The organism is Corynebacterium sp. 045007, from assembly GCF_040743205.1.
GTDB classification, from domain to species: Bacteria; Actinomycetota; Actinomycetes; order Mycobacteriales; family Mycobacteriaceae; genus Corynebacterium; species Corynebacterium jeikeium_D.
Genome location: NZ_JBFLKW010000003.1, coordinates 82,042 through 106,495, shown reverse-complemented (window position 1 = coordinate 106,495; position 24,454 = coordinate 82,042). Strand labels below are relative to the sequence as shown.

The window sequence follows — 24,454 nt, the reverse complement described above, 5'->3', positions numbered from 1 at the left end:
AGCTATGAGTTTGCTTCTCAAAGACTACGGTGTGTTGGTGATTGGCGGTTCCACGGCTGCAGAGCGCGTGATTCCTCGGCTGTTGGACTCTGGCGCTGATGTCACTGTGTGTGAAGGTGGGGAAGTAACAACTGCGATTGAGGCCTGGGCTGCAGACGGCCGTATTACTTTGACCCGCACCGGTTTTACCGAGGCGATGAGCTGGGGCAAGGCTCTCATGGTCTGCTGTGACGAGGCGTTGCTGCGTGAGGTGACTCTAGAGGGACACCGCCGAGGTATTCTCGTCGATGATGAAACCGGGGCTTCCAGCCCGCTTACTCCTGTGGCGCTGACCGGCCGTCGCGCGTCGCGCGCTGGGGACCTCGCTGGTCAGGTCGCACTCGTAGGCGGTGGCCCGGGCGACCCCGGTCTGATTACCGTTGAGGGGCGTCGCTTGCTCCGGCTTGCCGACGTTGTCGTTGCAGACCACCTCGGTCCACTGTCGCTGCTCGGTGACTTGGAGCCGGATGTCGAGATTATTGATGCCGGCAAGCTTCCTTACGGCCGCGCCATGGCTCAGGAGCGCATCAATGAACTGCTAGTTCATCGTGCCCGTGAGGGCTACTTTGTGGTCCGGCTCAAGGGTGGCGATCCGTACATCTTCGGCCGCGGTTTTGAAGAGCTTCAGGAGCTACAGAAGGCTGGGGTACCGGTTCGCGTTGTGCCGGGTATTACTTCAGCACTGGCGGTACCGGGGACGATTGGCATCCCAGTTACTATGCGTGGCGTCAACCATGAATTCACTGTTGTGTCCGGTCACGTCCCACCGGGGCACAGGAAATCGCTGGTCAATTGGGATGCGCTGGGCCGGATGCACGGCACTATTGCCATCATTATGGGAGTTAAGAACGGGCCAAAGATTGCCGAGGCTCTGATGAAGGCCGGCCGCAGCCCGAAGACTCCGGCTGCGGTCATCCAGGACGGCACGCTGCCGAATCAGAGGTCGCTACGCTGCACACTCGGCGAGCTTGGCGAGAAAATGGTCGAAGAGGCAATCAAGCCGCCCGCCGTTATCGTCATCGGTGAAGTCGCGGGCCTGGATGAGGGCGATGAGTAAGAACAACAAGTCGAGCAACAACAAGTCGAAGAAACCAGAGCCAGAGCAGCAAAAGGCAGGGCTTGTTACTCGGCTGCTTGCCGACGATCAGCTGCGTAGCGCTATCTGGATGGGCGCTGCGACCTTCCTGGTGTTTTACCTCGGAGCCATGATTATTTTCCGCCTCCTTCTCCTCGGCGGAGAAGGCTCGCGATACGACAGCATTTTCATCGCTGTCATTGCGCTCATTGCCGCCATTGTGGCAGGCCGGAAGCGCTACAACGACGACATTTAGTTTTCCGGGACGCGGAAGATGAGGGTGTCGTCGTCAAGCGAGACGTCGTATCCTGCGGCGCGTGCGATGTCGACGGCCTCTGTGGGGGAGGTCGGTGCCGTGTCGGAAAGGGCGATGGCGCGGGCAAATAGGCCCTTGTAGTGCTTGTTGAAGTGGCTGACGATTTTGCCCTCGGCGGTGAGCACGGTCATCGTTGTCGCGCTCTTGACTTTGCCCAAATTGGCGTAGGTGCCGGAACGAAGGTCGATGAGGAAGTCGACATCATTGAGAGCCTCGGTGATGGCGGTGCCCCAACGGCGCTTCATCGTCGGAGCTGCGTCGGCAGGCTGATCCGCGAAGGGGAGCTTGACCGTGCCAGAGAGACGGTAGTGGGGGATGAGGTCGTCTCCGCCAATGGCACCGAAGAGCGCTGACCCGATGGCGAGTCGAGCACGGCCGGTTTCCGGCAAATCGCTGGGGGAGAGTGCGTCGTAGAGCACCCCGGTATAACGCTCGAGAGCCGGCATGGTCGGCGACTCTAGGAGCGCGGCATTAGCTGTGACTTCGTCAGCAAGCCGTGGCCCCAGCTTCAGTGTTTTCATCGCGGCCTCCCTGTTCGCACTTAACTCCACGAGATCGGCTGCAATGCGCTCGCGGATGGGGTTGAGGGAGCCGAAGCTCAGCGAGGAAAAGTCCACTGCGGGATGGCTGCCACCAGTGGCTTTGGTTTCAGATGGGGGTAGGACTACGAGCATGGGCACCATAGTAATGCCCCGCATGTTGCGAAGAATGATCGACGGGTAAAATCAGCATTCATGATTACGCGAATGTCCCAGCTGTTCCTGCGCACACTGCGCGAGGATCCAGCTGACGCCGAGGTCCCTAGCCACAAGCTGCTCGTCCGTGCCGGCTACATCCGGCGAACTGCCCCTGGTGTGTACTCCTGGCTGCCACTGGGCTTGAAGGTTCTGCGCAACGTAGAGAAGGTTGTGCGCGAGGAGATGGAAGGCATTGGCGCACAGGAGCTGGCATTCCCTGCACTGCTCCCGCGTGAACCGTACGAGGCGACGAATCGGTGGACCGAATACGGCCCCGAGCTGTTCCGTCTGAAGGATCGCAAGGGCGCGGACTACCTGCTGGGGCCGACGCACGAAGAGATGTTCGCGCTGGCTGTCAAGGATCTTTTCAGCTCCTACAAGGATTTCCCGACGACGCTGTTTCAGATTCAGACCAAGTACCGCGACGAGGCTCGCCCGCGTGCAGGTATTCTGCGTGGCCGCGAGTTCGTGATGAAGGACTCTTATTCCTTCGACATGGACGACGAGGGGCTGGAGAATTCTTATCAGCAGCACCGCGGTGCCTACCAGCGAATTTTTGACCGGCTGGGCATTAAGTACGAAATCTGCCACGCCACCTCCGGCGCTATGGGCGGTTCGGCCTCCGAGGAGTTCCTGGCTGTTAGTGAAAGTGGCGAAGACTCCTTCGTAGTCTCCACCGACGGTGAGTACGCCGCCAATGTGGAAGCCGTGAAGATTCCGGCAGTCGAACCGCAGCCGATTGAGGGACAGCCGGAGGCGAAGGTTTACGAGTCTCCGAACTGCACCACAATCGCAGCACTTGTTGATTGGGCCAATGGCGCGGACCTCGGACGCGAGGTCACTGCTGCCGATACTTTGAAGTGCGTTCTCGTCGCCGTCGACCCGAAGAAGGTCGATAAGGAGGGCAACGCCCTGCCGGAACAGCTCACCGCAATCCTGGTTCCCGGTGACCGTGAGGTCGATGAAAAGCGTCTTGAAGTCGCATTTGAACCGGGTGAGGCGCGCTTGCTGGAGGACAAGGACTTCGCAGCCAATGACTTCCTGATCAAGGGCTACGTCGGCCCGCAGGGGCTCGCCGATCGCGGTGTGAAGGTCCTTGCTGACCCCCGCGTGGCGGAGGGCACAAATTGGATTACAGGAGCCAACGAGGAAGGCAAGCACATCGTCGATGTGGTCGCTGGTCGCGACTTCCAGATTGACGGTATTTGCGATGTCGCAGAGGTGCGTGACGGCGACCCGGCTCCGGAGGGGCATGGCACGCTAAAGATCGAGCGCGGAATCGAGATCGGTCACATTTTCCAGTTGGGCCGCAAGTACACCAACGCCTTTGAAATCGACATCCTCGATGTCAACGGTAAGCGTGCTCGTCCGACGATGGGGTCCTACGGCATTGGCGTGTCCCGCCTGGTCGCTGTCCTCGCGGAACAGCAGTTGGATGAAAAGGGCCTCAAGTGGCCAGTTGCCGCGGCACCGTACAAGGTTCACATCGCTGTGGCCGGCAAGAACGCCGAAGCAGCTGAGGCCGCTGAACAGCTGGCGGAAGACCTCAGCCAGCAGGGCATTGAGGTGCTTTTCGACGACCGTCCGAAGGTCAGCCCCGGTGTGAAGTTCAAGGACGCCGAGCTGCTGGGTATGCCGTTTGTGGTCATCTTTGGCCGTGGCTACGCGGACGGCAAGGTGGAGCTGCGTAACCGCCTGACCAACGAGACCGACGAGGTCGCCGCTGACGGCATTGCAGCTCACGTCGCGGAGCTGGTTCGCAAGGCTTAAGGCGGCAAAGGCTTAGAGCCCGGGCAACGGCTCCAAGTTGTTGCCACCTAGCGCTGCCGCTCCGGCGGCAGCCACGCCAGCTGCCTGCAGCGCGAACATACGCATCCGAGGGTTATTAGCAGCGAGCAATACGTCTTCCCACGCCTGGGCACAATAGCGCTCCAATGCAATCATGTAATCGACGGGTGCCGTATCTGGCGAAGGAGCGCCTTCCGGCATATAGCCAGGTGCGCTCTCCGGCACCTCAACGTCGGAATCCTCCAAAATTAGTCGGGCACGATCGCGCAAAATTCGGTGGCGCTCGCCACGGGCCAAAAGTGCAGTAGTGGTATCGCCTCCGACACGTGGTGCGGCTACGCCGACACCGTAAATCATCATGTATTCGGCTTGCAGTGCCTTAGTCATCTGTTCTTCGGCACCCGAGATTTCATCCCTGTCACTGGGAATCAATGGGACAAGCTCCTCCCACTCAGCGCCCGCAACACGCAGAGCGAGGACGATACCGCCATCGACAGCCGTGGCGAGGCGCGCAGTGTGCTCCTCCCGCAATGCAGTGCGTGAATCCAGGGCATTCGTCAGTACGGGATTGTTTCGCGAGTCCGTGAGCAGTAGCTTCGCGTCGGAACCGGTAACCAGGGATCCTGGGACTGCTACGTCCGAGCCACATTCATCGACAGGTTTACCGTCCTTGTGGGTGCCGCAGGCGCGTGTGATTTCCTTATCCAGTTCGGTAACCTGCGCGGAGCGCACCGCTGCGAGGTCAGGATTGGCGTCGCTAAGCGACTGTGCATCGCGCGCCGCCAGCGCATGGAGAACCTCAATGGCGTAATCGGGGCGCGGTGCCACCAGATGCGAGCACGCGGAAAGCGCAGGAAGTGATCCCACGGCGAGGGCAGCAGCGAGGAAGCCACGGCGCGAGAGAGTACGAGTGCGATGCGATGCGGAAGCAAAACTGGGGGAGGGAGGTTCAACAATCACCTCACTATGGTGCCACGGCGGGCGGCACTTTGTGTCAACGCGGTGTGTGGAAACCGCCCAGGTGCGCAATTCCTAGTACTTGACCTGTAGACTCTACGACTATGGCGATACCCGCACCCGAGAAAATTGAACAGTTTGTGAGCCCGGCGCTCGCACAAATCGGCCTGGATGTGGAAGATGTCAAGGTCGTTCGCGCCGGCGCAAAGTCACAGGTCATTGTGTTAGTTGACGCAGATGAGCGTCCTGACCTCGATGTTCTGGAACAAGCCACGCATGAAGTATCTTCGGCTCTGGATGCCGCGGAGGCACGTGGTGAAGCCGACTTCGGCGCTCAGGGCTACACCTTGGAAGTTTCCACTCCTGGTATTGACGCACCGCTGACTCAGCCTCGGCACTGGCGTCGTAACCGTGGTCGTATTGCGGAGATTTCGCTTGCCGACGGTTCCGCGATTGCAGCCCGCATTGGTGCGCTGTCGCCGGATGAAGAATCCATCATTCTCGTTACCTCTAAGGGGCCAAAGGGACGTTTGAAGGCTGTTGGCCAGCGTGTCCAATTAACCAATGTGGCCCGTGCAGTGGTACAAGTTGAATTCTCTAATCCGCCCGCAGCCGAGAAGGATTTTGCGGGACTAGACTATGACGATGCCTTGACCAGGCTGGAGGATAACAAGTGAAGATTGAACTAGCTGCCCTGCGAACGTTGGAAAAGGAAAAGGGTATTCCTGTCGACGAAATGCTGGGACTGGTCGCCCGAGCACTGCGTGAAAGCTACCGTAACACCACCGCACCGGCACAGTATGCGCGCGTCGAAATCGACCGTGAGACCGGTGACGTCATAGTCTTTGCCCAGGAGCGAGACGACGAGGGCAATCTCATCTCCGAATGGGACGACACTCCGGAGGACTTCGAGCGTACCGCTGCATTCGCTGTTCGTCAGACCATCCTTTCGCGTCTGCGGGATGCGGAGAGCGATAAGGTTCTCGACGAATACGCAGACCTGTCTAATCAGGTCATTTCCGGCGTGGTCCAGCGCGATGTCTATGCCAATGAAAAGGGCATTGTCGTCGTCCACATCGGTTCGGAGGCCAACGGCCGAGACGGTATTCTGATGCCGGCTGAGCAGCTGCCAGGTGAGGAACTCAAGCACGGTGACCGCATCAAGTGCTACGTCGTCGGTGTGAACAAGACACCGCGCGGTGTTGCGATTCACCTGTCACGCACGCATCCGGAGCTCATTCGTAAGCTCTTCGAACTTGAAGTTCCGGAAGTTGCCGATGGGGCAGTGGAATTGATTTCCATTGCGCGCGAGGCCGGTCACCGCACCAAGGTTGCTGTACGCCCCACGGTCAAGGGCCTCAACGCTAAGGGCGCCTGCATTGGGCCCCGCGGTCAGCGTGTGAACTCGATTATGAATGAGCTCAAGGGCGAGAAGATTGACATCATCGACTACGACGAGGATCCGGCGAAGTTCGTTGGTAACTCGCTGGCGCCCGCCAAGGTAGTTAGTGTCAAGATTCTGGACATGGACGAGCGCCGTGCACACGTTGTGGTGCCCGACTACCAGCTCTCTCTTGCTATCGGCAAGGAGGGACAGAATGCCCGTCTGGCGGCTCGTCTGACCGGCTGGCGAATCGATATCCACTCCGACGCGGAGTAGACACAACGTCAGCGTCCCAGCGGTTGCGAAAGTGGCGGGAAAGTGCCTAGGGGGTTGGCACTTTTCCGCCTTTTCGGGTTATGCTGGGAGGTGGCCAAACGACAAGGCGTGATTTTCCTATGCGAATTTTCGCGCTGAATTTCTTAGCAGGAAGGTGGGTGCGTCAGGAGTATGACGACTTCGCGGGTGCTAAACCCGAATTCGACAACTCATACGCCTGCACCCACACGTACCTGTATTGCAACTAAGCAGCGCCACAATTGCTCGGAGCTGCTACGCATTGTCGCCACCACCCGTTCAGATGGCTCAGTAGCCGTCGTTGCTGATCCGCATCGTCGGATGCAGGGGCGAGGTGCCTGGATCACCCCAACACTAAAGGCTTGGGAGATCGCCGACAAGCGCCGTGCATTTGGCCGCGCACTGAAGGTATCTACGCAGGTAGATGCGTTTCCGGTTAAACAGTTTATCGCCACGCACTACGAAGCGGCGGAGGGTTTCGCCCCCGCTGACGATGTGCGTGTCGCTAAGCAGGGAGGCAGGAAAAATGACAACAGAAAGACCTGAACACTGATGAGCACACGATGAAGCATCAGCGATGAACGGCAATAGATAAGAGGGAGCCCTGCAGGCGCTCTCGGTGCGCGGACGAATCCGCCATCGGGCGCTGCTCGGCCCCCACTAGTGAGGAGAGCAGTGTCCGGAAAGCTACGTGTCCATGAGCTCGCTAAGCAGCTCGGGGTCACCAGCAAAGAACTACTCGCCGAGCTGAAGGCTCAGGGCGAGTTTGTTAAGACCGCTTCTTCGACGGTGGAACCACCCGTCGTCAGGAAGATGAAGAAGGTCTACGAAGAGAAGAATGCTGGCGCAGGTGCTGACGCGTCTGCCCAGGCCCCAGCGACCAAGGCTGCAGCTAAGTCTGCTCCTAAGTCGGGTGCCAAGCCAGCTGCAAAACCAGGCGCTAAGCCTGCTGCACCAGCGGCGGCAAAGCCGGGTGCCAAGCCAGCTGCAAAACCAGGCGCTAAGCCTGCTGCACCAGCGGCGGCAAAGCCGGGTGCCAAGCCAGCAGCTAAGCCAGGCGCTAAGCCTGCTGCACCAGCGGCGGCAAAGCCGGGTGCCAAGCCAGCTGCACCGTCCCGTTCGCCGAAGCCGGGACAGGAAATGCCACGCCAGCCGAAGCCTGCTGGCCCGAAGCCGGGGCCGAAGCCAGGCGCACGCGCACCGCGTGTGGCGAACAACCCATTCTCGACCGGCGGATCCTCCCGTCCGGCACCGCGGCCGTCGAACATGCCGCGTCCGCAGGGCGGTCCTGGCCGTCCGGGTCCGAAGCCGGGTGGACGCCAGGGCGGCCCTCGCCCGCAGGGTGGAAACGGCCGTCCGGGCCCGAAGCCGGGAGCACGCCAGGGTGGCCCTCGCCCGCAGGGTGGACAGGGGCGCGGTAATAAGCCGAGCGGCAATCGTCCGACTCCGGCAATGATGCCTTCGCACCCGAACCCGGGGCAGATGCCTGCAAAGGCAAGCCGCGGTGGCGGTGGCGGTGGCTTCGGCGGCCGTGGTCGCGGCCCGGGTGGCCCGGGTGGCGGACAGCGCGGTGGTCGCGGCGGACGTCGCGGTGGAACTGCAGGTGCATTCGGGCGACCAGGAGGCGCCCCGCGTCGCGGACGTAAGTCGAAGCGTCAGAAGCGCAACGAGTACGAGGCAATGCAGGCACCATCCGTGGTGGGCGGCGTTAAGCTGCCTAACGGTAAGGGCACGACCATTCGCCTCGCACGTGGTGCATCCCTGTCTGACTTCGCTGAGAAGATTAACGCCGATGCAGCATCGCTGGTCCAGGCGTTGTTCAACCTCGGCGAAATGGTGACGGCAACTGCATCGGTCTCCGACGAGACCCTGCAGCTGCTCGGCGACGAGATGGATTACAAGGTCCAGGTCGTCTCGCCTGAGGATGAGGACCGCGAGCTCCTCGAGTCCTTTGACCTCCAGTTCGGTGAGGACGAGGGCGACGATGAGGACCTGGAGCAGCGCCCGCCAGTGGTAACTGTGATGGGGCACGTCGACCACGGTAAGACGCGCCTGTTGGACACGATTCGTAAGGCCAACGTCGGTGGCCACGAGTCCGGTGGTATTACCCAGCACATCGGTGCCTACCAGGTGCCGGTGGAGCTCGACGGTGAGAAGCGCAAGGTTACCTTCTTGGATACCCCGGGTCACGAGGCGTTTACCGCCATGCGTGCTCGTGGTGCCAAGTCGACCGATATCGCGATTCTGGTTGTTGCAGCTGATGACGGCGTCATGCCGCAGACGGTTGAGGCTATTAACCACGCCAAGGCCGCTGATGTGCCGATTGTCGTTGCAGTCAACAAGATTGATAAGGAAACTGCAGATCCGCAGAAGATTCGTGGTCAGCTGACTGAATACGGTCTCACTGACGAAGAGTGGGGCGGCGACACTATGTTCGTCGATATCTCCGCTAAGCAAGGTCTCAACATCGATCAGCTTCTCGAAGCAGTGCTGTTGACTGCCGATGCTTCGCTGGATCTGCGCGCCAATCCGGATATGGACGCTCAGGGTGTCGCCATTGAGGCTCACCTTGACCGTGGCCGTGGTCCGGTGGCAACCGTTATCGTTCAGCGCGGTACGTTGCGCGTCGGTGATTCCATCGTTGTCGGTGACGCATATGGTCGTGTTCGCCGCATGGTCGATGAGTACGGCAACGACGTCGATGAGGCCGGTCCTTCCCGTCCGGTTCAGGTGCTCGGCCTGACCTCCGTACCGGGTGCTGGTGACAACCTCCTGGTTGTTGACGAGGATCGTACGGCCCGCCAGATTGCAGACCGCCGCGACGCACGTCGTCGTAATGCGCTGCAAGCACGTCGTCGCAAGCGCGTCTCCCTGGAGAACCTGGACGAGATTCTGAAGGAGACCAACACCCTCAACCTGATCCTGAAGGGCGACAACGCCGGTACCGTCGAGGCACTGGAAGAAGCCCTGCTCAAGATCGAGGTCGACGACGAGGTCGCTCTGAACATCATCGACCGTGGTGTCGGTGCTGTCACGCAGACTAACGTCACGCTGGCTGCTGCGTCTGACGCCGTCATCATCGGCTTCAACGTTCGCTCCGAGGGCAAGGCCACCGAGGTTGCCAATGCTGAGGGCGTTGACATCCGCTACTACACGGTGATCTACCGTGCTATCGAGGATGTCGAGGCTGCTCTGAAGGGCATGCTCAAGCCGGTCTACGAGGAGAAGGAGATTGGTCGTGCAGAGATTCGCGCCATCTTCAAGTCCTCCGCAGTTGGCCTCATCGCCGGCTGTATGGTCGAGTCCGGAAAGGTCCGCCGCAACGCGAAGGCTCGCCTGGTTCGTGACGGCAACGTCATTACGGATTCGGCGACTATCGAGTCGCTGAAGCGAGAGAAGGACGATGCCACCGAGGTCGCAGCCGGTTACGAGTGCGGTATGGTGCTTTCCTACCCGGACATCCAGGTGGACGACGTTATCGAGGTCTACGAGATGGTCGAGGTTCCGCGCACGTAGCGACGTAAGCTAAACACTGCGTGAACTTTGATAAGGCGCTCCCTTCGGGGAGCGCCTTTTTGCGTATCGTGTTCGTTATGGGCTTCAAAACTAATCTCTTTGCACTCTCAGATGAACTGCCGCGAACGAATATTTTGAATTATCCTCCTGTGAGCGCAGAGGAGACTCTTGCGCAATTGGACAAGATTTGGCCAGGGAAATTCGCCTTTGATTCCGAAGAAACCATTGAGGATGGTCATAATTGGTACTTCCACGCGGTAGCGTTTGGGTCAACGCTGCTTTTCGGGACCGACGACGTATACGACCTTATTGAGGACCCAGCGTTGGCGAACGATCCTCGCGAGAGTTGGTCACTGTGCATCAATAGTGTTGTCGATTTCTGCCACTACAAGACTCCTACCAGGGAATTAGCAGCAAGTTGCGAAGACTATGACTTTGACATGCAGCGGTTTTTCAGCTCTGGAAGACTGTTGGATTTCGAGGTACCGTTCGCTAACGGTGAACACGTCGAGGTACTACATCCGACGGATGTGGCTGAATGGGAACAAACCCATGGCAGCGTGGCGCCCAAGGATAAAAATGGTGAGGTAAGTTACCTTTTCCATCCGCTGGATTTAGGTAATGCTGCGGTTAAATGGATTTTCGGCATCGAGGGAGAAACACCATTGCAGGACAGTGTGATGGATTCACTGCCTGACTGCTCTCATGTTAATGGGTTACCGATGTACAACTTCGTGGAGCGCCGTTAAGAGCGTACGGGTAGGCTGCGTTTCAGCTGCGCAATTCCGTAGTAGCGACTCCCCATGCCGTCGATGACATCGATGGTGGTGACAGTGTTGTCGTGATGATTAATGGGTTAAAACAAAGGGCGAGCGTGCGGCGAAGCAATTGACTGCACTCGGTAAACGGGTGCGGGCGAAGTCGCGAAACATGCGGTTCGAAGTTGAGTAGTGTTTTGCGTGTTAGTATTAGCAGTCCTTTGTATTGAACCGTTTTGCCGGATCCCAAATGGGTCTTTGTCAGTGAAGGGGCGCTTCAGGCCCCACGCTAAATGGGGTCTAGCTACGAATCGTTACGCACAGGTAGAGATAGATAGGGAGTAGCCAAAAATGGCAGATCCAGCACGCGCGCGCAGGCTGTCCAAGCGTATTCAGGAGATTGTCGCCAGCGCAATTGAGCGTGAGATTAAGGACCGGCGGCTGGAGTTTGTGACTATCACCGACTGCCGCGTCACCGGCGATTTGCACGACGCCACAGTTTTCTACACTGTGCGCGGACGTACGCTCGACGAGGAACCGGACTACGAGTCGGCAGCAGCAGCGCTGGAAAAGGCGAAGGGGCAGCTGCGTTCCCTGGTCGGTCGTGGCACCGGTGTGCGCTACACACCGACGCTGGCTTTTGAGGTTGACACCGTGCCGGAGATTTCCGCGCACCTTGAGGAGCTGCTCGATAAGACTCGCGCGCGCGACGCGGAATTGGCTGAGCAGGCTAGAAACGCAAAGCCCGCAGGCGATGCCAACCCATACCGCGACGAGGAGTAAAACTCTCCACCGGCCACATCTATCGATGAAAGGGGCACCCACGTGACCACTTCTCCGCAGGCTCAGGAGCAGGCAGCTCACCAGCTTTCCCAGGCGATTAATCGCCGCATGTCCAAGCCGATTCAGCAGATGCAGGATATGCTTGCCGACGCCAAGAAGGTCGGCGTCATTGCCCATGTTCACCCCGACGCGGATGCGATTGGTGCCGCATCTGCGATGGTCATGGCTCTTGTACAACGTGGCATTTCTGCTGTCGCCAGCTACGGCGAGAGCGATTTGCCAGCCAAGTCGCTGCTGACCATCCCCGGATGGGAGCGATTTGTCGAGTACACGGACTTGGATGAAGACATTGACACGTGGGTGACTGTCGACTGCGCAAGCCCGGGGCGCCTCGGTGCGCTGGAAGATCGCGTGATGGCCTCCGACCGCGTTATCAATGTTGACCATCACGCGACCAACACTCGCTTTGGGTCCGTCAACATGGTTGACGAACGCGCAGAGTCCTCGACCATGGTGCTCCTGGACTTCTTTGGTGTCTGGGGTATCAAGCTGACCACGCCGATGGCTCATGCTCTCTATGCAGGGCTGTTGACGGACACCGCATCGTTCCAGTTCGGCCATTCCCGCATGCACACTGCAGCGGCGCGCCTGCTGGATAAGGGGCTCAATCCGCGCACGATTGGTGCACAGCTGCTGGAAGAACATCCGTTTGCCTACCTTCCATTCCTGGGCAAGGTGCTTTCCACCGCGACATTGGTGCCCGAGTGGGGCGACGGCGCTGGCCTAATCCACGTCGTCATTGAGCACGACCAGACCGCCGAAGTTGGCCACGATGAGATTGAATCGGTCGTGGACATTGTGCGTACGACTAATGCGGCCGACGTCTGTGCCGTGCTTAAGGAGTATGAGCCAAACCAGTGGGCCGTCTCGCTGCGTTCTCGCGAGCTTGTCGATGTCTCCCAGGTCGCCCTGGAAATTGGCGGCGGTGGCCACGAGCGTGCCGCCGGTCTGACTCGGGAGTGCAGCAAGGATGAGCTGCTGCAGGCCATCCTGGACACCAGCGATGTCGCAGCCCAGGCACGCCGAGGCACGAGCGAGGCCTAGGGGATTGTCGGACTCGCGAGAAACTCAGGAGCGCACTGAGATTGAGCAAACTGGCATAGAGCGAACCGGGCACAGTGCGAAGTCAGATGTCAGCCTTCGCGCAATCGTTTCGCTGGCGCTGCCAGCGTTGGGTGTTCTTGCCGCGCCCGCACTTTATGTGCTGCTGGATACGGCTGTCATTGGTCGGCTTGGAGCTGTCCAGCTTGCGGCGCTTGCCGCTGGTTCGACGGTATTTTCCGTGGTAACTACGCAGCTCACTTTCTTGGCTTACGGCACGACCGCCCGATCAGCGCGAGCCTTTGGCAGGGGCAACGTGGACGAGGCGGTTGAAGAGGGACTGCAAGCGACGTGGGTCGCCATCTTTGTGGGCCTTAGCCTCTTTGCCATCATCGTGGGGCTAGCACCAGTATTTACCGGTTGGTTAGCTCCTCATCCGGAGGTCGCTCATGATGCCGGGCAGTGGTTGCGAGTTGCTGCTTTCGCCATTCCGCTGACGTTGATTGCACAGGCCGGAAATGGTTGGCTGCGCGGTATCCAAAACACCCGCGCGCCGCTGCTATATGTGCTCTCAGGCCTTGTTCCGGCCGCCATTGTGATTGTGCCGCTGGTCCGCGCCTTCGGTCTCGAGGGCTCTGCGATGGCCGTTCTTTTCGGCGAATTGATTACCGGCGGGCTGTTCCTCCGCCGTCTTTTCAAAGAGTGCTCTAGCCGCAAGCTCTCCATGCGCCCGAATGGCGCCATTATCAAAAGCCAGCTGGTCCTCGGCCGCGATCTCATCGTTCGCTCCTTGTCCTTCCAGGTAGCGTTCCTCTCCGCCGCAGCGGTTGCTGGCCGCGTTGGGCCGACCACGCTCGGTGGGCACCAGGTCATGCTGCAACTGTGGAACCTGATTTCGTTGGTGCTCGACTCGCTAGCGATTGCTGCACAGACGCTCGTCGGTGCAGCGTTGGGCGGTAGCTCCACGGCCGTTGCCCGCTGGACTGGCAAGCGCGTGACTGTCTGGTCAAGCGTCATTGCCCTCGGCCTAGCGGCTGTTTTCGCAGTAGGGAATGCCAGTATCGTCCGCATTTTTACCGACGCCACAGGCGTGATTGACGCAGTCACCGCTGGACCATGGTGGATTCTCGTCGCAATGATTCCTATTGGCGGTGTCGTCTTCGCGCTCGATGGCGTGTTGCTCGGCGCCGGCGACGCAGCCTTCCTCCGTAACGCCACCGTTAGCGCGGTCCTGTGCGGATTCCTCCCACCGGTCTGGCTGGCGCAGGCATTTGGCTGGGGGCTGACCGGCGTGTGGTGCGGTCTCTTGGCCTTCATGATTCTGCGACTCATCTTTGTCGCTACCCGTTTCCGTGGAGAGAAATGGTACGGCATCAGCGCATGAGTGTGCTTGCCGACGTCCAGGAGTATCTGGCCAGGCATTTGCCCGCCGGTAGCCGGCTGGTTATTGACTCCAATGCCGAGCGTCCGTTTAGTGATGCGGAATTGCAGCAGCTCCGTAGCGCTGAGTTGAGGCTGTCTGATAGTGCAGCACCTGTTCGAATCCGTGATTTCACCCGAGGGCGCCTCGCTGCGCATGAGGCGGTGCAACGGCTAGGAGAGCCTGCCCCACATGGGATTGGCATGTCGACCACCGGAGCGCCGCTGTGGCCGCGAGGAGTCGTGGGGTCAATTAGCCATTGCGACGGGGCCGTGGCAGCCGTGTCCGCGAGCGCTGAACAGCTGCAGGGGATTGGCATCGATGTCGAGGTCGAGCAGACTCTAGAGTTAGGAATCATCGAGGCAGTCTTGCGCACTGACGAAGCACGCCTTGACCCGCTGGTGCAATTTAGCGCCAAGGAATCAATGTACAAACTCTGGGAGCCGATAGTCGGGCAGTGGCTAGACTTCGACGAAGTCTCCGTCCAACTGCGAAAGAAACGGATAGCAGCGCGAGGTTTTTCCCGAGGACTCACAGGCGGACCTTTACAGCTAACGTTTCACCGTGAGATTCCCGACGCCTTCTGCGGAGTAAAAGGCTTCTGGGCTCGCGGTGCAGGAATCGTTGCAACCGCGGTGTGGCTCGAGCAGTCTTAATATCCTTGAGAGGTAGTCATAGCGTGGCCGGGCGCACCACGAAGACCGTCTTAGCCCGTTTGCCAGATTCTGTGAGTAGCGCCGGAACCTTTCCCGTTGGTGACACCGCCGCATAGACTCCAGGTTTTCCGATCGGCTCCAGCCACTTGCCCTGAGCCAAATCAGTCGCCTGCTGTTCAGTAATTTCGCGGGTATCAAAGCAACGCAGGCAGGCCTCGTCCAGACTCATCGGCAGCAAGGAAGCGGCGCGCTCCGGGACTGGGCGTCGCATCTCCGCAATTTCTGGATGGGCGGTGTCGAACTGCTCGGCTTTCGCCGTGAGCTCGTCGATAGTCAATGCCTCATCAATAGTGAAAACGCCGGCGGCAGTACGCCGCAGAGCAGTGAGATGACCACCGACTCTCAGTGCATCCCCCAAGTCACGAGCTAGGGCGCGGATGAAAGTGCCGGCAGAGCAGTCGACCTCCACGTCGATATCGATGCACTCCCCGGGGCGCGAAGGATCGGAGTCGTGGCGGATGTCCAGAACCTCATAGCGGGTGATTGTCACTGGGCGCGCAGGGATATCGACCTTCTCACCACGGCGGATGCGCTCGTAGGCGCGGATACCGTCAATCTTCACCGCTGATACCGCCGCGGGTTTTTGCATGATTGTGCCGGTGAACTTCGCAATTTCCGCTCGAACCATTTCATCGGTCACCGATGCCGCCGAGGATTCGGAGAGCAACTCGCCCTCGGCGTCGTCGGTAAGCGTGGCAGCGCCGAGTCGAATGGTGGCTTGGTAGGACTTCGTGTCGGCGTGGACATGTGGCAGGAAACGGGTGCCGCGGCCGATGCCGAGGACGAGCACACCGGTGGCCATTGGGTCGAGGGTGCCTGAGTGGCCGACCTTCTTGGTGCGGAAGATGCGACGGAGTTTGCCCACTACATCGTGGCTTGTCCAGCCTTGGGGCTTGTCGACGATAACAATGCCGGAGTCTGCAATCGGATCGAAGTCGGTCATAGACGCAATCCTATGTTGCGCTATATGCGGTGTGTTAAACGGTGACCAGTTACACTGGCTCTTTGTGGAGATTTGGTATGGCTTGGACAATGCACCCGAAGACCTGGGGGACACGGTCGTAACCATCGGAGTGTTCGATGGTATTCATCTTGGGCATAAGCGCCTGATAGCTGCTGCGGTCAGTGACGCTCGCGCTCGTGGCGTGAAGTCGCTGTTGATGACTTTCGACCCCAATCCCGTAGCGCTGTTTGCCCCGGATAAGGTGCCGCCGGCGCTGTCCACCGTTTCCCGTCGTGCCGAGCTGGCAGAGGCGGAGGGAATCGATGCCATGCTCGTCGTGCCTTTCGACAAGAACTTCTCCAGTATCCCCGCTGAAGATTTTGTACGCACCGTTGTCCGCGACAAACTGAATGCACAGGCCGTCTTCGTTGGCCAGAACTTCACCTATGGGCAGAAGGCCGCAGGTACCGCCGAGACTATGCCGGAGCACGGCCGTAAGTGTGGGGTCGACGTCACCATCGTCGACCTTCTCGACGTCACTGCCGCGGACTCGACCGAACGTGTTTCGTCGACACGTATTCGCGGTTTGCTTGCCGACGGTGCGGTGTCCGCAGCCGCCTCGTGTCTCGGGTACTTCTACCGTGTCGATGGTGATGTTATTCCAGGTCAGGGGCGTGGGGGAGCGCAGCTGGGCTTTCCGACCGCCAATATTGACTTCGCTGAGGGCCTAGCAATCCCGGCTGATGGTGTCTACGCGGCATGGTTCACGGTTCAGCCGACGGCAGCCCGCCCGGAGCCGGACCCGAAGGGCGATATCGAGTTTGGGGTGCGCTACCCAGCGGCCGTGTCGGTGGGCACTAATGTGACCTTTGGAGACACTGATCGAACGGTCGAGGCCTACGTGATTGACCGTCATGCGGACCTCTACGGCACCGCCGGGCAGGTTGAGTTTGTCGACCGGATTCGCGGAATGGAGAAGTTCGACTCGGTCGAAAAGCTCATTGACCGGATGAACCAGGACGTGGCAGACACCGAGGCCATTTTGGCTAAGACCGATTAGCTGTTAAAGTAAAACGTCGGCTGTGACTGCGGTCCACAAGCAGTTGCGAGGAACCAGCTGCCAGACGCTGTTTGGTTCCGGGAAAGCCGAGAATGTGGACTGAAAAAACGACCATAATTTGATTCAAGGAGTTAGATTTACATGGCTTTGAACACTGCAGAAAAGGCTGAGATTCTCAAGGAGTTCGGCCTGCACGAGACCGACACCGGTTCCCCGGAGGCTCAGGTTGCACTGCTGACCGCACGTATTCGTCAGCTGACCGAGCACCTGAAGTTCCACAAGCACGATCACCACTCCCGTCGTGGTCTGCTGCTGCTGGTCGGTCGCCGCAAGGGCCTGCTGCAGTACCTGCAGGACAACGACGTTGAGCGCTACCGTAAGCTGATCGAGCGCCTGGGGCTGCGTCGCTAAGGTTCTCCTTAAGGTCCTGTTTGACAGAGCTTCATTGGTGTAAGTTGCTCTGTTAATTCAAGGCTTTTAAGCTTTTTAGACCCGCCGTTTGGGTTTCCATTGGATGGAAGCTCACGGCGGGTCTTTTTTTTGATCACTTGTCGTTGTGGTATTCACTCATCGATGCGCTGTAGCGTGGCCACAAGTGAATCCCTCATCGACATGTGGAGGGGCTGATCGAAAGCGTGCGCACAAGTGCCGGGCCCCATCGATAAGACACGGTAAACCATCGATGAGTCAAGAAAAGTCATCGATAAGTGCCCCCCGCCCCGCAAACTCCTAGAACCCCGCGTAGGTGCAAGAACCCAGATGGCAGTGAGATATCTCCGATCCGTCCAATACGAGAACTTTCCGCGTTAGCTGGTAGAATGCGTGACGCAAACGAAGTTCATTCGATCTTTTACAGGCGACATCGATGATCGCCGCTATTTCTAGGAGTAAGAAACCTATGGCCAACAGCAAGGCTGTTGAATTTTTCTTTGATGAGGATTTCGGTATTACCGAGGCCGTTGCCACCATCGACAATGGTGATTTCGGCACCCGCACCATTCGCTTTGAAACGGGCCAGCTGGCTCGTCAGGCCGATGGTTCGGTGACCACCTACTTGGACGAGGAGACCATGCTCCTGTCCACCGTCACCGCTTCCAACCAGCCCCGCGAGGGCTTTGATTTCTTCCCGCTGACCGTCGACGTTGAAGAGCGTATGTACGCTGCGGGCAAGATTCCGGGTTCGTTCTTCCGCCGTGAGGGCCGCCCGTCTACCGATGCCATCCTGGCATGTCGTCTGATCGACCGTCCGCTGCGTCCGACCTTCGTCAAGGGCCTGCGCAACGAGGTACAGGTTGTTGTCACCGTCATGTCCTGGGATCCGAAGGACCGTTACGACGTTGTCGCAATCAACGGCGCGTCAGCTGCAACTCAGCTTTCCGGGCTGCCGGTCTCCGGCGCTGTCGGTGGCGTCCGCATCGCGCTCGTTGCTGATGACAAGCACCCAGAGGGTGCATGGGTCGCTTTCCCGACCGAGGAGCAGCACGAGCAGGCTCTGTTCGAGATGGTCGTCGCTGGCCGTATCGTCACCCGCAAGCGTCGCGGCAAGAACGTCGAAGATGTCGCCATCATGATGGTGGAGGCCGGAGCAGGGGAGACCGTCGTCAAGCGTATTGCTGACGGTGCACCGGCGCCGACCGAGGACATCGTCGCCGCTGGCCTCGAGGCAGCAAAGCCGCACATCAAGGTTCTGTGTGAGGCACAGAAGGGTCTGGCTGAGCGCGCAGCGAAGGAAACGCAGGAGTTCCCGCTGTTCCCGGCATACAGCGATGAGATTTTTGACGCCGTCGAGAAGAAGTCCGCTAAGAAGCTGGCCAAGCTGCTCACCATTCCGGGTAAGCAGGAACGAGATGACGCCACCAATGAGTACATGGAGGACGTCGAGGGGCAGCTGCTGGAGCGCTTCGTATCCGATGATGTCGACGAGCAAGCTGCATCTAAGCAGATTCGCGCTGCATACAACGCAGTGATGAAGCAGATTGTCCGTGAGAAGATTCTCGCTGAGGGCTTCCGCATCGATGGTCGCGGTGTCACCGACATTCGTGACTTGGGCGTTGAGGTCGGCTTGATTCCGCGTGCCCACGGCTCTTCGCTGTTTGAGCGCGGCGAGACCCAGATTCTGGGTGTCACCACTTTGGACATGCTGAAGATGGAGCAGCAGATTGACTCGTTGACTCCTGTTACCTCCAAGCGCTACATCCACCACTACAACTTCCCGCCTTACTCCACCGGCGAGACCGGCCGCGTTGGCTCTCCGAAGCGCCGCGAGATTGGTCACGGGGCACTGGCTGAGCGCGCTCTGCTGCCGGTCGTGCCGTCCCGCGAGGAATTCCCGTACACCATTCGCCAGGTCTCCGAGGCTCTTGGATCCAATGGTTCGACCTCCATGGGCTCGGTCTGTGCTTCGACTCTGTCGCTGTACAACGCGGGTGTGCCGCTGAAGGCTCCGGTTGCCGGTATCGCCATGGGCCTGGTTTCCGGCGAGGTTGACGGTGAGAACCGCTTCGTCGCACTGACCGATATTCTCGGTGCCGAAGACGCATTCGGTGACATGGACTTCAAGGTCGCTGGTACTGCGGACTTCATTACCGCACTGCAGTTGGACACCAAGCTCGACGGTATTCCGTCGAAGGTTCTGGCCGATGCTCTGTCCCAGGCTCGTGATGCACGTCTGGCCATCCTGTCCACCATGGCTGAGGTCATCGAGTCTCCGGACGAGATGAGTGGTCTCGCTCCGAAGATCACCACCGTTAAGGTTCCGGCTTCGAAGATCGGTGAGCTCATCGGTCCGAAGGGCAAGACCATCAACGGCATCACCGAGGAAACCGGTGCTGATATCTCTATCGAGGACGACGGCACCGTATTTGTCTCGGCAACTTCCGGTAAGGCCGCGGACGCTGCAATCGAGCAGATTAATGCCATTGCTAACCCGCAGCTGCCGAAGGTCGGCGAACGCTACCTGGGCACTGTCGTGAAGACTGTCGCTTTCGGTGCTTTCGTCTCCCTGACTCCGGGCCGTGACGGTCTGATCCACATCTCCAAGCTCGGTGGCGACAAGCGCATCGAGAAGGTCGAGGATGTCATCAACGTCGGCGACAAGATTCAGGTCGAAATCGCTGATATCGACAACCGCGGCAAGATCTCGCTGGTTCCGGTCGAAGACGACTAATGCTTGGCGACGGAGGATGTGCTGTAGGTAGCCTCTGACAACGCGTGTAGCGAGGGCGCGGTTAGGTCACAAATTGACCTAACCGCGCTTTTGTTTTGGGTTAATCTCGGGTTTCGAACGGATTAATTTTCGAACCCACGTGGAAGGTGATTTGCGCATGCAACTTGTCGCGCACGATCATGAATTCATTGACATTGCGGCCGGTGACTATGTCGCAAGTATTTCCCAGTTCGGTGGTGGTCCGAGATCACTGGAGTACTGTGGCCTGCCACTGCTGACTGACTATCCCAAAGGGTTCAATCCACCGTTGTCCGCAGGTACGCTCCTGGCTCCGTGGCCGAACAGGGTCGCTGACGGAGTATTCATCTTTGATGGGGAAGTCCATCGACTAGATATTTCGGAGCCGTCCCGGGCGAATGCTATTCACGGGTTTGTTGCAGATCGCGTTTGGTCTGTGGTCGATTCTGATGACAGCAGCGTCACCTTGGGCGTGGAAGTTGAGCCGCAACCGGGCTGGCCTTGGGAACTCGGTCTGACCGTGCGTTGGCAAGTCACAGCCTCAGATGGCCTATCGGCGGAGTTCACAGTGCATAATCGCAGCGATAGGGAGTGCCCGTTTGGTCTGGGCTGGCATCCTTACTTAAGCGCTTTGGGCGCTGATTTCGACAGTTGCACACTGCGGTTGCCCGTTGATAAAAACCTGCCACTGGAGCCAATTCGAAACTTGCCCGCCGGCCCAGCGGTGCCAGCGGAGACAGTGGTTCCCAGCCTTCGAGAGGGGGTATCCCTGGATGGACTGTGGCTGGATCACTGCTTCTTTGCTGCCGCGGAGGCAGCGGGGAGTGACTCGCCGCGCCGTCGTGAAGCGCATTTGGTTGGGCCAAATGGCAAGGGTGCTGTGCTCTGGGCCGATGATGAATTCAGGTTCTTCCAGGTCTATGTTGCGGACGCCGGACGACGAGAAGGATTTCCTGGGCACGGGAATGCGATTGCGGTGGAGCCAATGACATGTCCGCCGGATGCGCTACGCTCCGGTACCGGTTTGCTGCGAGTTCAGGCTGGAGAGACAACAACTCTTGCCATGGGGCTGCGCGCGGAAACGGGTGGAAAATAGTTTTCCCAGCGCAGAAGAGTACAGCCCCCTCAATGGAAATCCCGGGCCGGGAGCAAGCCGCCTAGTTTAGGCGGTATTCCCCCCGGTCTTGGGGGGGCTACTGTAATGCAATCTTCTTCCGCTGCGGCTTGAGCAGCGTGGTGAGGAAGATTAGCACCACGGCAAATCCCGCGGCGGTAAACATCGCAATGCTATAGCCACGAATCACGTCGTCGGCGGCAGGAGCTGCTGCACCAGTGCTGGACAGGCCAGCGGCAATAACAGCTGACAGTGCCACAAACAGTGCAGTACCGACAGCGCCGGCAACCTGCTGCAGCGTGTTCATAATTGCTGAGCCATCCGGGTAGAGGCGCTTCGGAAGATCACCAAGACCGAATGTAAACAGCGGAGTAAACAGCAGCCCCAGGCCAATCTCAAGGACGATGTGGCAGGCGACAATCCACCACAGCGGAGTCGATGCTGAGATGAAGCCGAGCCCGAAAAGACCGAGGGCAAGGACAACGGAGCCGGGAATTGCCAGTGGGCGCGGACCATAGCTGTCAAAGAGCCGACCGACAGCCGGTCCCATAAGGCCCATAACCAGTGGACCAGGCATCACAATCAAACCAATAGTCTTGACGTCGACACCTCGCAGATTGAGGTAGAGCGGCAAAATGATGATCACACCGAACATCAGCATGAAACCAATGGTCAGAATGATTGTGGACAGCCTAAAGCTCTTTGTGCGGAAGGTTCGAAGATCCAGCAGAGCTCGGTTGTGCGGTGCCAAACGGCGCTGGCGCATGATGAAGAATACCAACAGCACGATGCCGACTACGCACAGGATTCCGTCGATAAGCGAAAACTCTGCGCCTACGCGGCTCAGCGCGTACACCAGCGGGCCGAATGCACCGGCACTGAGGAACACCGAGAGGATATCGATGGGCTTCGCGGAGTTTTCCTCAATATTGGGAACGAGAATGACACCCACTACCAGCACAATTAGGCCGAGCGGCAACATCGTGTCGAAAAGCGCATGCCAATTGTTATTTGCGATCTCCAGAATGAGACCGGAGATGGTCGGTCCGATAGCAGGCGCGACAGCGATGACCACGCTCATTCGTCCCATCATGCGCCCGCGCTCATGCTCCGGTACTACGTTGAGCACCGTGGTCATCAGCAGCGGCAGCAGCACTGCGGTACCGGACGCTTGGACAATGCGTGCGAGCAGAACGATCGCGAAGTTTGGCGCGAAAGCACCGATGAGAGTGCCCACGACGAATAGTCCTTGACTGACCGCGAAAAGAATGCGGAACGGCACTGCCGAAATGAGAAATCCAGTGACCGGAATGACAACTGCCATGGTCAGTAGGAACGATGTTGTCAGCCAGCCTGCGGTAGCTGCGCTGATTCCGAGGTCCGCCTTGACGACGGGAATTGCGACGCTCATAACCGTCTCGTTCAAGATAGCCATGAATGCCGCAGCTAGTAGCACGTAAATGGCCATATAAGCACTTTTGGGCGCATCGGCCTGTGGTGCCTCCGAACTTGGGCTGAGTTCGGAATCTTCAGATTCAGAAACCAATTGAAGTCTCTTTCTATATATCGGTACAAAAATAGGTAATTGTCGAAGACATGGAATCTTAGCGCAACAAAAACCCCGTCGTAAGTCGACAAAAGGCAAAGCGGACGGGGCATTGGCACACAAGTTGGCCAACACATTCTAAGGTAAGGGAGAAAGATAAACCCGTTGGGAAAGGACAATAGCTGTGAGCAATATCAAGGTCGGCGTACTTGGCGCCAAGGGCAAGGTAGGGTCCACCATCTGCGAGGCAGTTGAAGCCGCCGACGATTTGGAGCTGGCAGCGGGTCTCGACTCTGGCGATGACCTGAATGAACTTGTCACCGCTGGTGTGCAGACCATTGTTGACTTTACTCAGCCCGACGCTGTGATGGGCAATCTTGAGTTCTGCATTAAGAATGGCATCAACGCCGTCGTGGGTACTACGGGCTTTACCAAGGAGCGCCTCGATCAGGTGCAGCGCTGGCTTGACGACGCCGCCGGTGAGGCCAATGTTCTTATTGCACCGAACTTCGCAATCTCCGCGGTACTGACCATGAAGATGGCGGAGCTAGCCGCTCCGTACTTCGATTCCGCTGAAGTTATCGAAATGCACCACCCTTTTAAGAAGGATGCCCCCTCGGGCACCGCTATCCACACTGCTGAGGCTATTGCTCGTGCTCGCAAGGAAGCCGGCATGGGGGAGCAGCCGGACGCCACTGAGCAAACTCTCGATGGTGCTCGCGGTGCTGAGGTCGAGGGCATTCCGGTGCACGCAGTCCGTATGACCGGTTCGGTGGCTCACGAGACCGTTATCTTCGGTGCAGAAGGGCAGTCGCTCACCATCAAGCAGGACTCCTACTCGCGCACCAGCTTCGTACCAGGCGTTCTGCTGGGTGTGCGCAAGATTGAGGATTTTCCGGGCCTGACTGTGGGACTGGAGCCGTTCCTGGGACTTTAATGGCCGGGAGTTAACTGAAAATGTCTGAAAATGTCACTCTCAAGGCGCAGCTAATCGCCGCGACCAACTTCTTCCCGCCGGAGGACATCGACTTTGATAGCGATGCCGATGGTGGGGAAGCATTGATTGAGTTCTCCGGCAGGGCTTGTTATGAAACGTGGGACAAGCCCAATCCACGAACGGCGACGAATAGGGGATATCTGCGACATGTGCTTGAGGTAGGCCACACCTCACTTTTTGAACACGCAAGTGCAAGCATCTATGTTCGTGGGCTGTCGCGCTCGTGTGCACATGAACTCACACGGCACCGCCACTTTTCCTTTTCGCAGTTGTCGCAGCGGTTTGTGCCGGCCAGTTCCAACAATGTTGTGGTTCCTCCCGCAATTGCGGAGGACCCGGATCTGTTGCGAGTTTTCGAAAGCGCGGTTGATCAGTCCCGTTTCGCCTATGGTGAGTTATTAGACGCACTGGAAGAGAAGTGGGCCGACGAGCCCAACGCTATCTTGCGGCGAAAGCAGGCACGCCAGGCAGCCCGGGCGGTTTTGCCCAATGCCACCGAAACTCGAATCGTGGTTACTGGTAATTTCCGGTCTTGGCGCCACTTCATTTCGATGCGTGCGACTGAGCATGCCGATGCTGAAATTCGGGAGTTGGCAGTGGCTTGCCTGCGGGAGCTGCAGCGCTGTGCTCCTGTTGCTTTTGGGGATTTTGAGATTAACACTCTGAAGGATGGGTCGGTCGTCGCATCGAGTCCTTACGCCTTCGAGGGGTAATCGCACGTACAGT

At 58.8% G+C, this 24,454-nt stretch carries 22 protein-coding genes; 18 read left to right on the top strand and 4 right to left on the bottom strand.

Translation table 11 applies throughout. The features are described from left to right. Positions 1 to 4: 4 nt before the first annotated feature. Both cobA and AB1Z34_RS02795 read left to right on the top strand, forming a co-directional pair. Positions 5 to 1,096: a uroporphyrinogen-III C-methyltransferase gene (cobA, locus tag AB1Z34_RS02800; protein WP_049170808.1), complete on the top strand. Its 1,092-nt coding sequence runs from the start codon at positions 5 to 7 to the stop codon at positions 1,094 to 1,096. Then, positions 1,089 to 1,370 carry a hypothetical protein gene (locus AB1Z34_RS02795; RefSeq protein WP_239271971.1) on the top strand — a complete coding sequence of 94 codons (282 nt, stop codon included), beginning with the start codon at positions 1,089 to 1,091 and terminating at the stop codon, positions 1,368 to 1,370. Before cobA ends, AB1Z34_RS02795 begins: the two co-directional genes overlap by 8 nt. Here AB1Z34_RS02795 and AB1Z34_RS02790 read toward each other — a convergent pair. Further along, complete coding sequence (locus AB1Z34_RS02790; RefSeq protein ID WP_049189654.1) at positions 1,367 to 2,104, bottom strand: peroxide stress protein YaaA; 738 nt, start codon at positions 2,102 to 2,104, stop codon at positions 1,367 to 1,369. The genes AB1Z34_RS02795 and AB1Z34_RS02790 overlap by 4 nt on opposite strands. A 60-nt stretch (positions 2,105 to 2,164) precedes the next feature. Here AB1Z34_RS02790 and AB1Z34_RS02785 point away from each other — a divergent pair, with 60 nt between their 5' ends. Continuing rightward, entirely contained in the window at positions 2,165 to 3,937 is a 1,773-nt protein-coding gene (locus AB1Z34_RS02785) for a proline--tRNA ligase (RefSeq protein WP_016422581.1), read from the top strand. Between the two features lie 12 nt (positions 3,938 to 3,949). Here AB1Z34_RS02785 and AB1Z34_RS02780 read toward each other — a convergent pair whose 3' ends face one another. Further along, positions 3,950 to 4,915: a DUF4439 domain-containing protein gene (locus tag AB1Z34_RS02780; RefSeq protein ID WP_049189652.1), complete on the bottom strand. Its 966-nt coding sequence runs from the start codon at positions 4,913 to 4,915 to the stop codon at positions 3,950 to 3,952. A gap of 101 nt (positions 4,916 to 5,016) precedes the next feature. Here AB1Z34_RS02780 and rimP point away from each other — a divergent pair, with 101 nt between their 5' ends. The 9 genes from rimP to AB1Z34_RS02735 all read left to right on the top strand — a co-directional run bounded on the left by rimP (position 5,017) and on the right by AB1Z34_RS02735 (position 14,824). Further along, a complete protein-coding gene (rimP, locus tag AB1Z34_RS02775; protein WP_069358755.1) occupies positions 5,017 to 5,589 on the top strand; it encodes a ribosome maturation factor RimP in 573 nt (190 codons plus the stop codon). Then, on the top strand, positions 5,586 to 6,572 hold the full coding sequence (gene nusA / locus AB1Z34_RS02770) for a transcription termination factor NusA (protein ID WP_016422584.1): 987 nt from the start codon (positions 5,586 to 5,588) through the stop codon (positions 6,570 to 6,572). Before rimP ends, nusA begins: the two co-directional genes overlap by 4 nt. A gap of 171 nt (positions 6,573 to 6,743) precedes the next feature. Further along, on the top strand, positions 6,744 to 7,136 hold the full coding sequence (locus tag AB1Z34_RS02765; protein ID WP_016422585.1) for a YlxR family protein: 393 nt from the start codon (positions 6,744 to 6,746) through the stop codon (positions 7,134 to 7,136). A gap of 129 nt (positions 7,137 to 7,265) precedes the next feature. After that, positions 7,266 to 10,106, top strand: coding sequence for a translation initiation factor IF-2 (gene infB, locus AB1Z34_RS02760; RefSeq protein ID WP_367157854.1), 2,841 nt, complete (start codon positions 7,266 to 7,268; stop codon positions 10,104 to 10,106). A gap of 20 nt (positions 10,107 to 10,126) precedes the next feature. Continuing rightward, entirely contained in the window at positions 10,127 to 10,855 is a 729-nt protein-coding gene (locus AB1Z34_RS02755; RefSeq protein ID WP_367157853.1) for a hypothetical protein, read from the top strand. 360 nt (positions 10,856 to 11,215) lie between these two features. Then, entirely contained in the window at positions 11,216 to 11,647 is a 432-nt protein-coding gene (gene rbfA / locus AB1Z34_RS02750) for a 30S ribosome-binding factor RbfA (RefSeq protein ID WP_016422588.1), read from the top strand. Between the two features lie 42 nt (positions 11,648 to 11,689). Continuing rightward, entirely contained in the window at positions 11,690 to 12,751 is a 1,062-nt protein-coding gene (locus AB1Z34_RS02745) for a DHH family phosphoesterase (RefSeq protein WP_049170820.1), read from the top strand. Between the two features lie 55 nt (positions 12,752 to 12,806). Continuing rightward, positions 12,807 to 14,132, top strand: coding sequence for an MATE family efflux transporter (locus tag AB1Z34_RS02740; RefSeq protein WP_070643404.1), 1,326 nt, complete (start codon positions 12,807 to 12,809; stop codon positions 14,130 to 14,132). Next, positions 14,111 to 14,824, top strand: coding sequence for a 4'-phosphopantetheinyl transferase (locus AB1Z34_RS02735; RefSeq protein ID WP_049170823.1), 714 nt, complete (start codon positions 14,111 to 14,113; stop codon positions 14,822 to 14,824). The genes AB1Z34_RS02740 and AB1Z34_RS02735 overlap by 22 nt, the downstream gene beginning before the upstream one ends. Positions 14,825 to 14,840: 16 nt before the next feature. Here AB1Z34_RS02735 and truB read toward each other — a convergent pair whose 3' ends face one another. Further along, positions 14,841 to 15,827 carry a tRNA pseudouridine(55) synthase TruB gene (gene truB / locus AB1Z34_RS02730; protein ID WP_367157852.1) on the bottom strand — a complete coding sequence of 329 codons (987 nt, stop codon included), beginning with the start codon at positions 15,825 to 15,827 and terminating at the stop codon, positions 14,841 to 14,843. A gap of 64 nt (positions 15,828 to 15,891) precedes the next feature. Here truB and AB1Z34_RS02725 point away from each other — a divergent pair, with 64 nt between their 5' ends. The 4 genes from AB1Z34_RS02725 (at position 15,892) to AB1Z34_RS02710 (ending at position 21,167) form a co-directional block, all read left to right on the top strand. Beyond that, positions 15,892 to 16,887, top strand: a complete 996-nt coding sequence (locus AB1Z34_RS02725) for a bifunctional riboflavin kinase/FAD synthetase (RefSeq protein WP_187405343.1) — start codon at positions 15,892 to 15,894, stop codon at positions 16,885 to 16,887. A gap of 141 nt (positions 16,888 to 17,028) precedes the next feature. Beyond that, positions 17,029 to 17,298, top strand: a complete 270-nt coding sequence (gene rpsO / locus AB1Z34_RS02720; protein WP_016422594.1) for a 30S ribosomal protein S15 — start codon at positions 17,029 to 17,031, stop codon at positions 17,296 to 17,298. A 457-nt stretch (positions 17,299 to 17,755) separates the two neighbouring features. Next, a complete protein-coding gene (locus tag AB1Z34_RS02715) occupies positions 17,756 to 20,053 on the top strand; it encodes a polyribonucleotide nucleotidyltransferase (RefSeq protein WP_367157879.1) in 2,298 nt (765 codons plus the stop codon). A 157-nt stretch (positions 20,054 to 20,210) separates the two neighbouring features. Beyond that, positions 20,211 to 21,167 (top strand): aldose 1-epimerase family protein, encoded by a 957-nt coding sequence (locus tag AB1Z34_RS02710; protein WP_070643069.1) that lies wholly within the window; start codon positions 20,211 to 20,213, stop codon positions 21,165 to 21,167. Between the two features lie 97 nt (positions 21,168 to 21,264). Here the strand turns inward: AB1Z34_RS02710 and AB1Z34_RS02705 are convergent, their stop codons facing one another. Beyond that, positions 21,265 to 22,653 (bottom strand): MDR family MFS transporter, encoded by a 1,389-nt coding sequence (locus AB1Z34_RS02705; protein WP_246819623.1) that lies wholly within the window; start codon positions 22,651 to 22,653, stop codon positions 21,265 to 21,267. Positions 22,654 to 22,915: 262 nt separating this feature from the next. Here AB1Z34_RS02705 and dapB point away from each other — a divergent pair, with 262 nt between their 5' ends. Further along, positions 22,916 to 23,668: a 4-hydroxy-tetrahydrodipicolinate reductase gene (dapB, locus tag AB1Z34_RS02700; RefSeq protein WP_049170836.1), complete on the top strand. Its 753-nt coding sequence runs from the start codon at positions 22,916 to 22,918 to the stop codon at positions 23,666 to 23,668. A gap of 20 nt (positions 23,669 to 23,688) precedes the next feature. Then, positions 23,689 to 24,441: an FAD-dependent thymidylate synthase gene (gene thyX, locus AB1Z34_RS02695; protein WP_016422599.1), complete on the top strand. Its 753-nt coding sequence runs from the start codon at positions 23,689 to 23,691 to the stop codon at positions 24,439 to 24,441. Positions 24,442 to 24,454 lie beyond the last annotated feature (13 nt).

Bases quoted from the DNA above. Each gene is read 5' to 3' on its own strand.
- AB1Z34_RS02705 (WP_246819623.1), bottom strand. From the start codon at position 22,653: ATGGCCATTTACGTGCTACTAGCTGCGGCATTCATGGCTATCTTGAAC.
- rimP (WP_069358755.1), top strand. From the start codon at position 5,017: ATGGCGATACCCGCACCCGAGAAAATTGAACAGTTTGTGAGCCCGGCG.
- thyX (WP_016422599.1), top strand. From the start codon at position 23,689: ATGTCTGAAAATGTCACTCTCAAGGCGCAGCTAATCGCCGCGACCAAC.
- AB1Z34_RS02790 (WP_049189654.1), bottom strand. From the start codon at position 2,104: ATGCTCGTAGTCCTACCCCCATCTGAAACCAAAGCCACTGGTGGCAGC.
- AB1Z34_RS02710 (WP_070643069.1), top strand. From the start codon at position 20,211: ATGCAACTTGTCGCGCACGATCATGAATTCATTGACATTGCGGCCGGT.
- rpsO (WP_016422594.1), top strand. From the start codon at position 17,029: ATGGCTTTGAACACTGCAGAAAAGGCTGAGATTCTCAAGGAGTTCGGC.
- truB (WP_367157852.1), bottom strand. From the start codon at position 15,827: ATGACCGACTTCGATCCGATTGCAGACTCCGGCATTGTTATCGTCGAC.
- AB1Z34_RS02765 (WP_016422585.1), top strand. From the start codon at position 6,744: ATGACGACTTCGCGGGTGCTAAACCCGAATTCGACAACTCATACGCCT.
- AB1Z34_RS02735 (WP_049170823.1), top strand. From the start codon at position 14,111: ATGGTACGGCATCAGCGCATGAGTGTGCTTGCCGACGTCCAGGAGTAT.
- AB1Z34_RS02785 (WP_016422581.1), top strand. From the start codon at position 2,165: ATGATTACGCGAATGTCCCAGCTGTTCCTGCGCACACTGCGCGAGGAT.
- AB1Z34_RS02795 (WP_239271971.1), top strand. From the start codon at position 1,089: ATGAGTAAGAACAACAAGTCGAGCAACAACAAGTCGAAGAAACCAGAG.
- rbfA (WP_016422588.1), top strand. From the start codon at position 11,216: ATGGCAGATCCAGCACGCGCGCGCAGGCTGTCCAAGCGTATTCAGGAG.
- cobA (WP_049170808.1), top strand. From the start codon at position 5: ATGAGTTTGCTTCTCAAAGACTACGGTGTGTTGGTGATTGGCGGTTCC.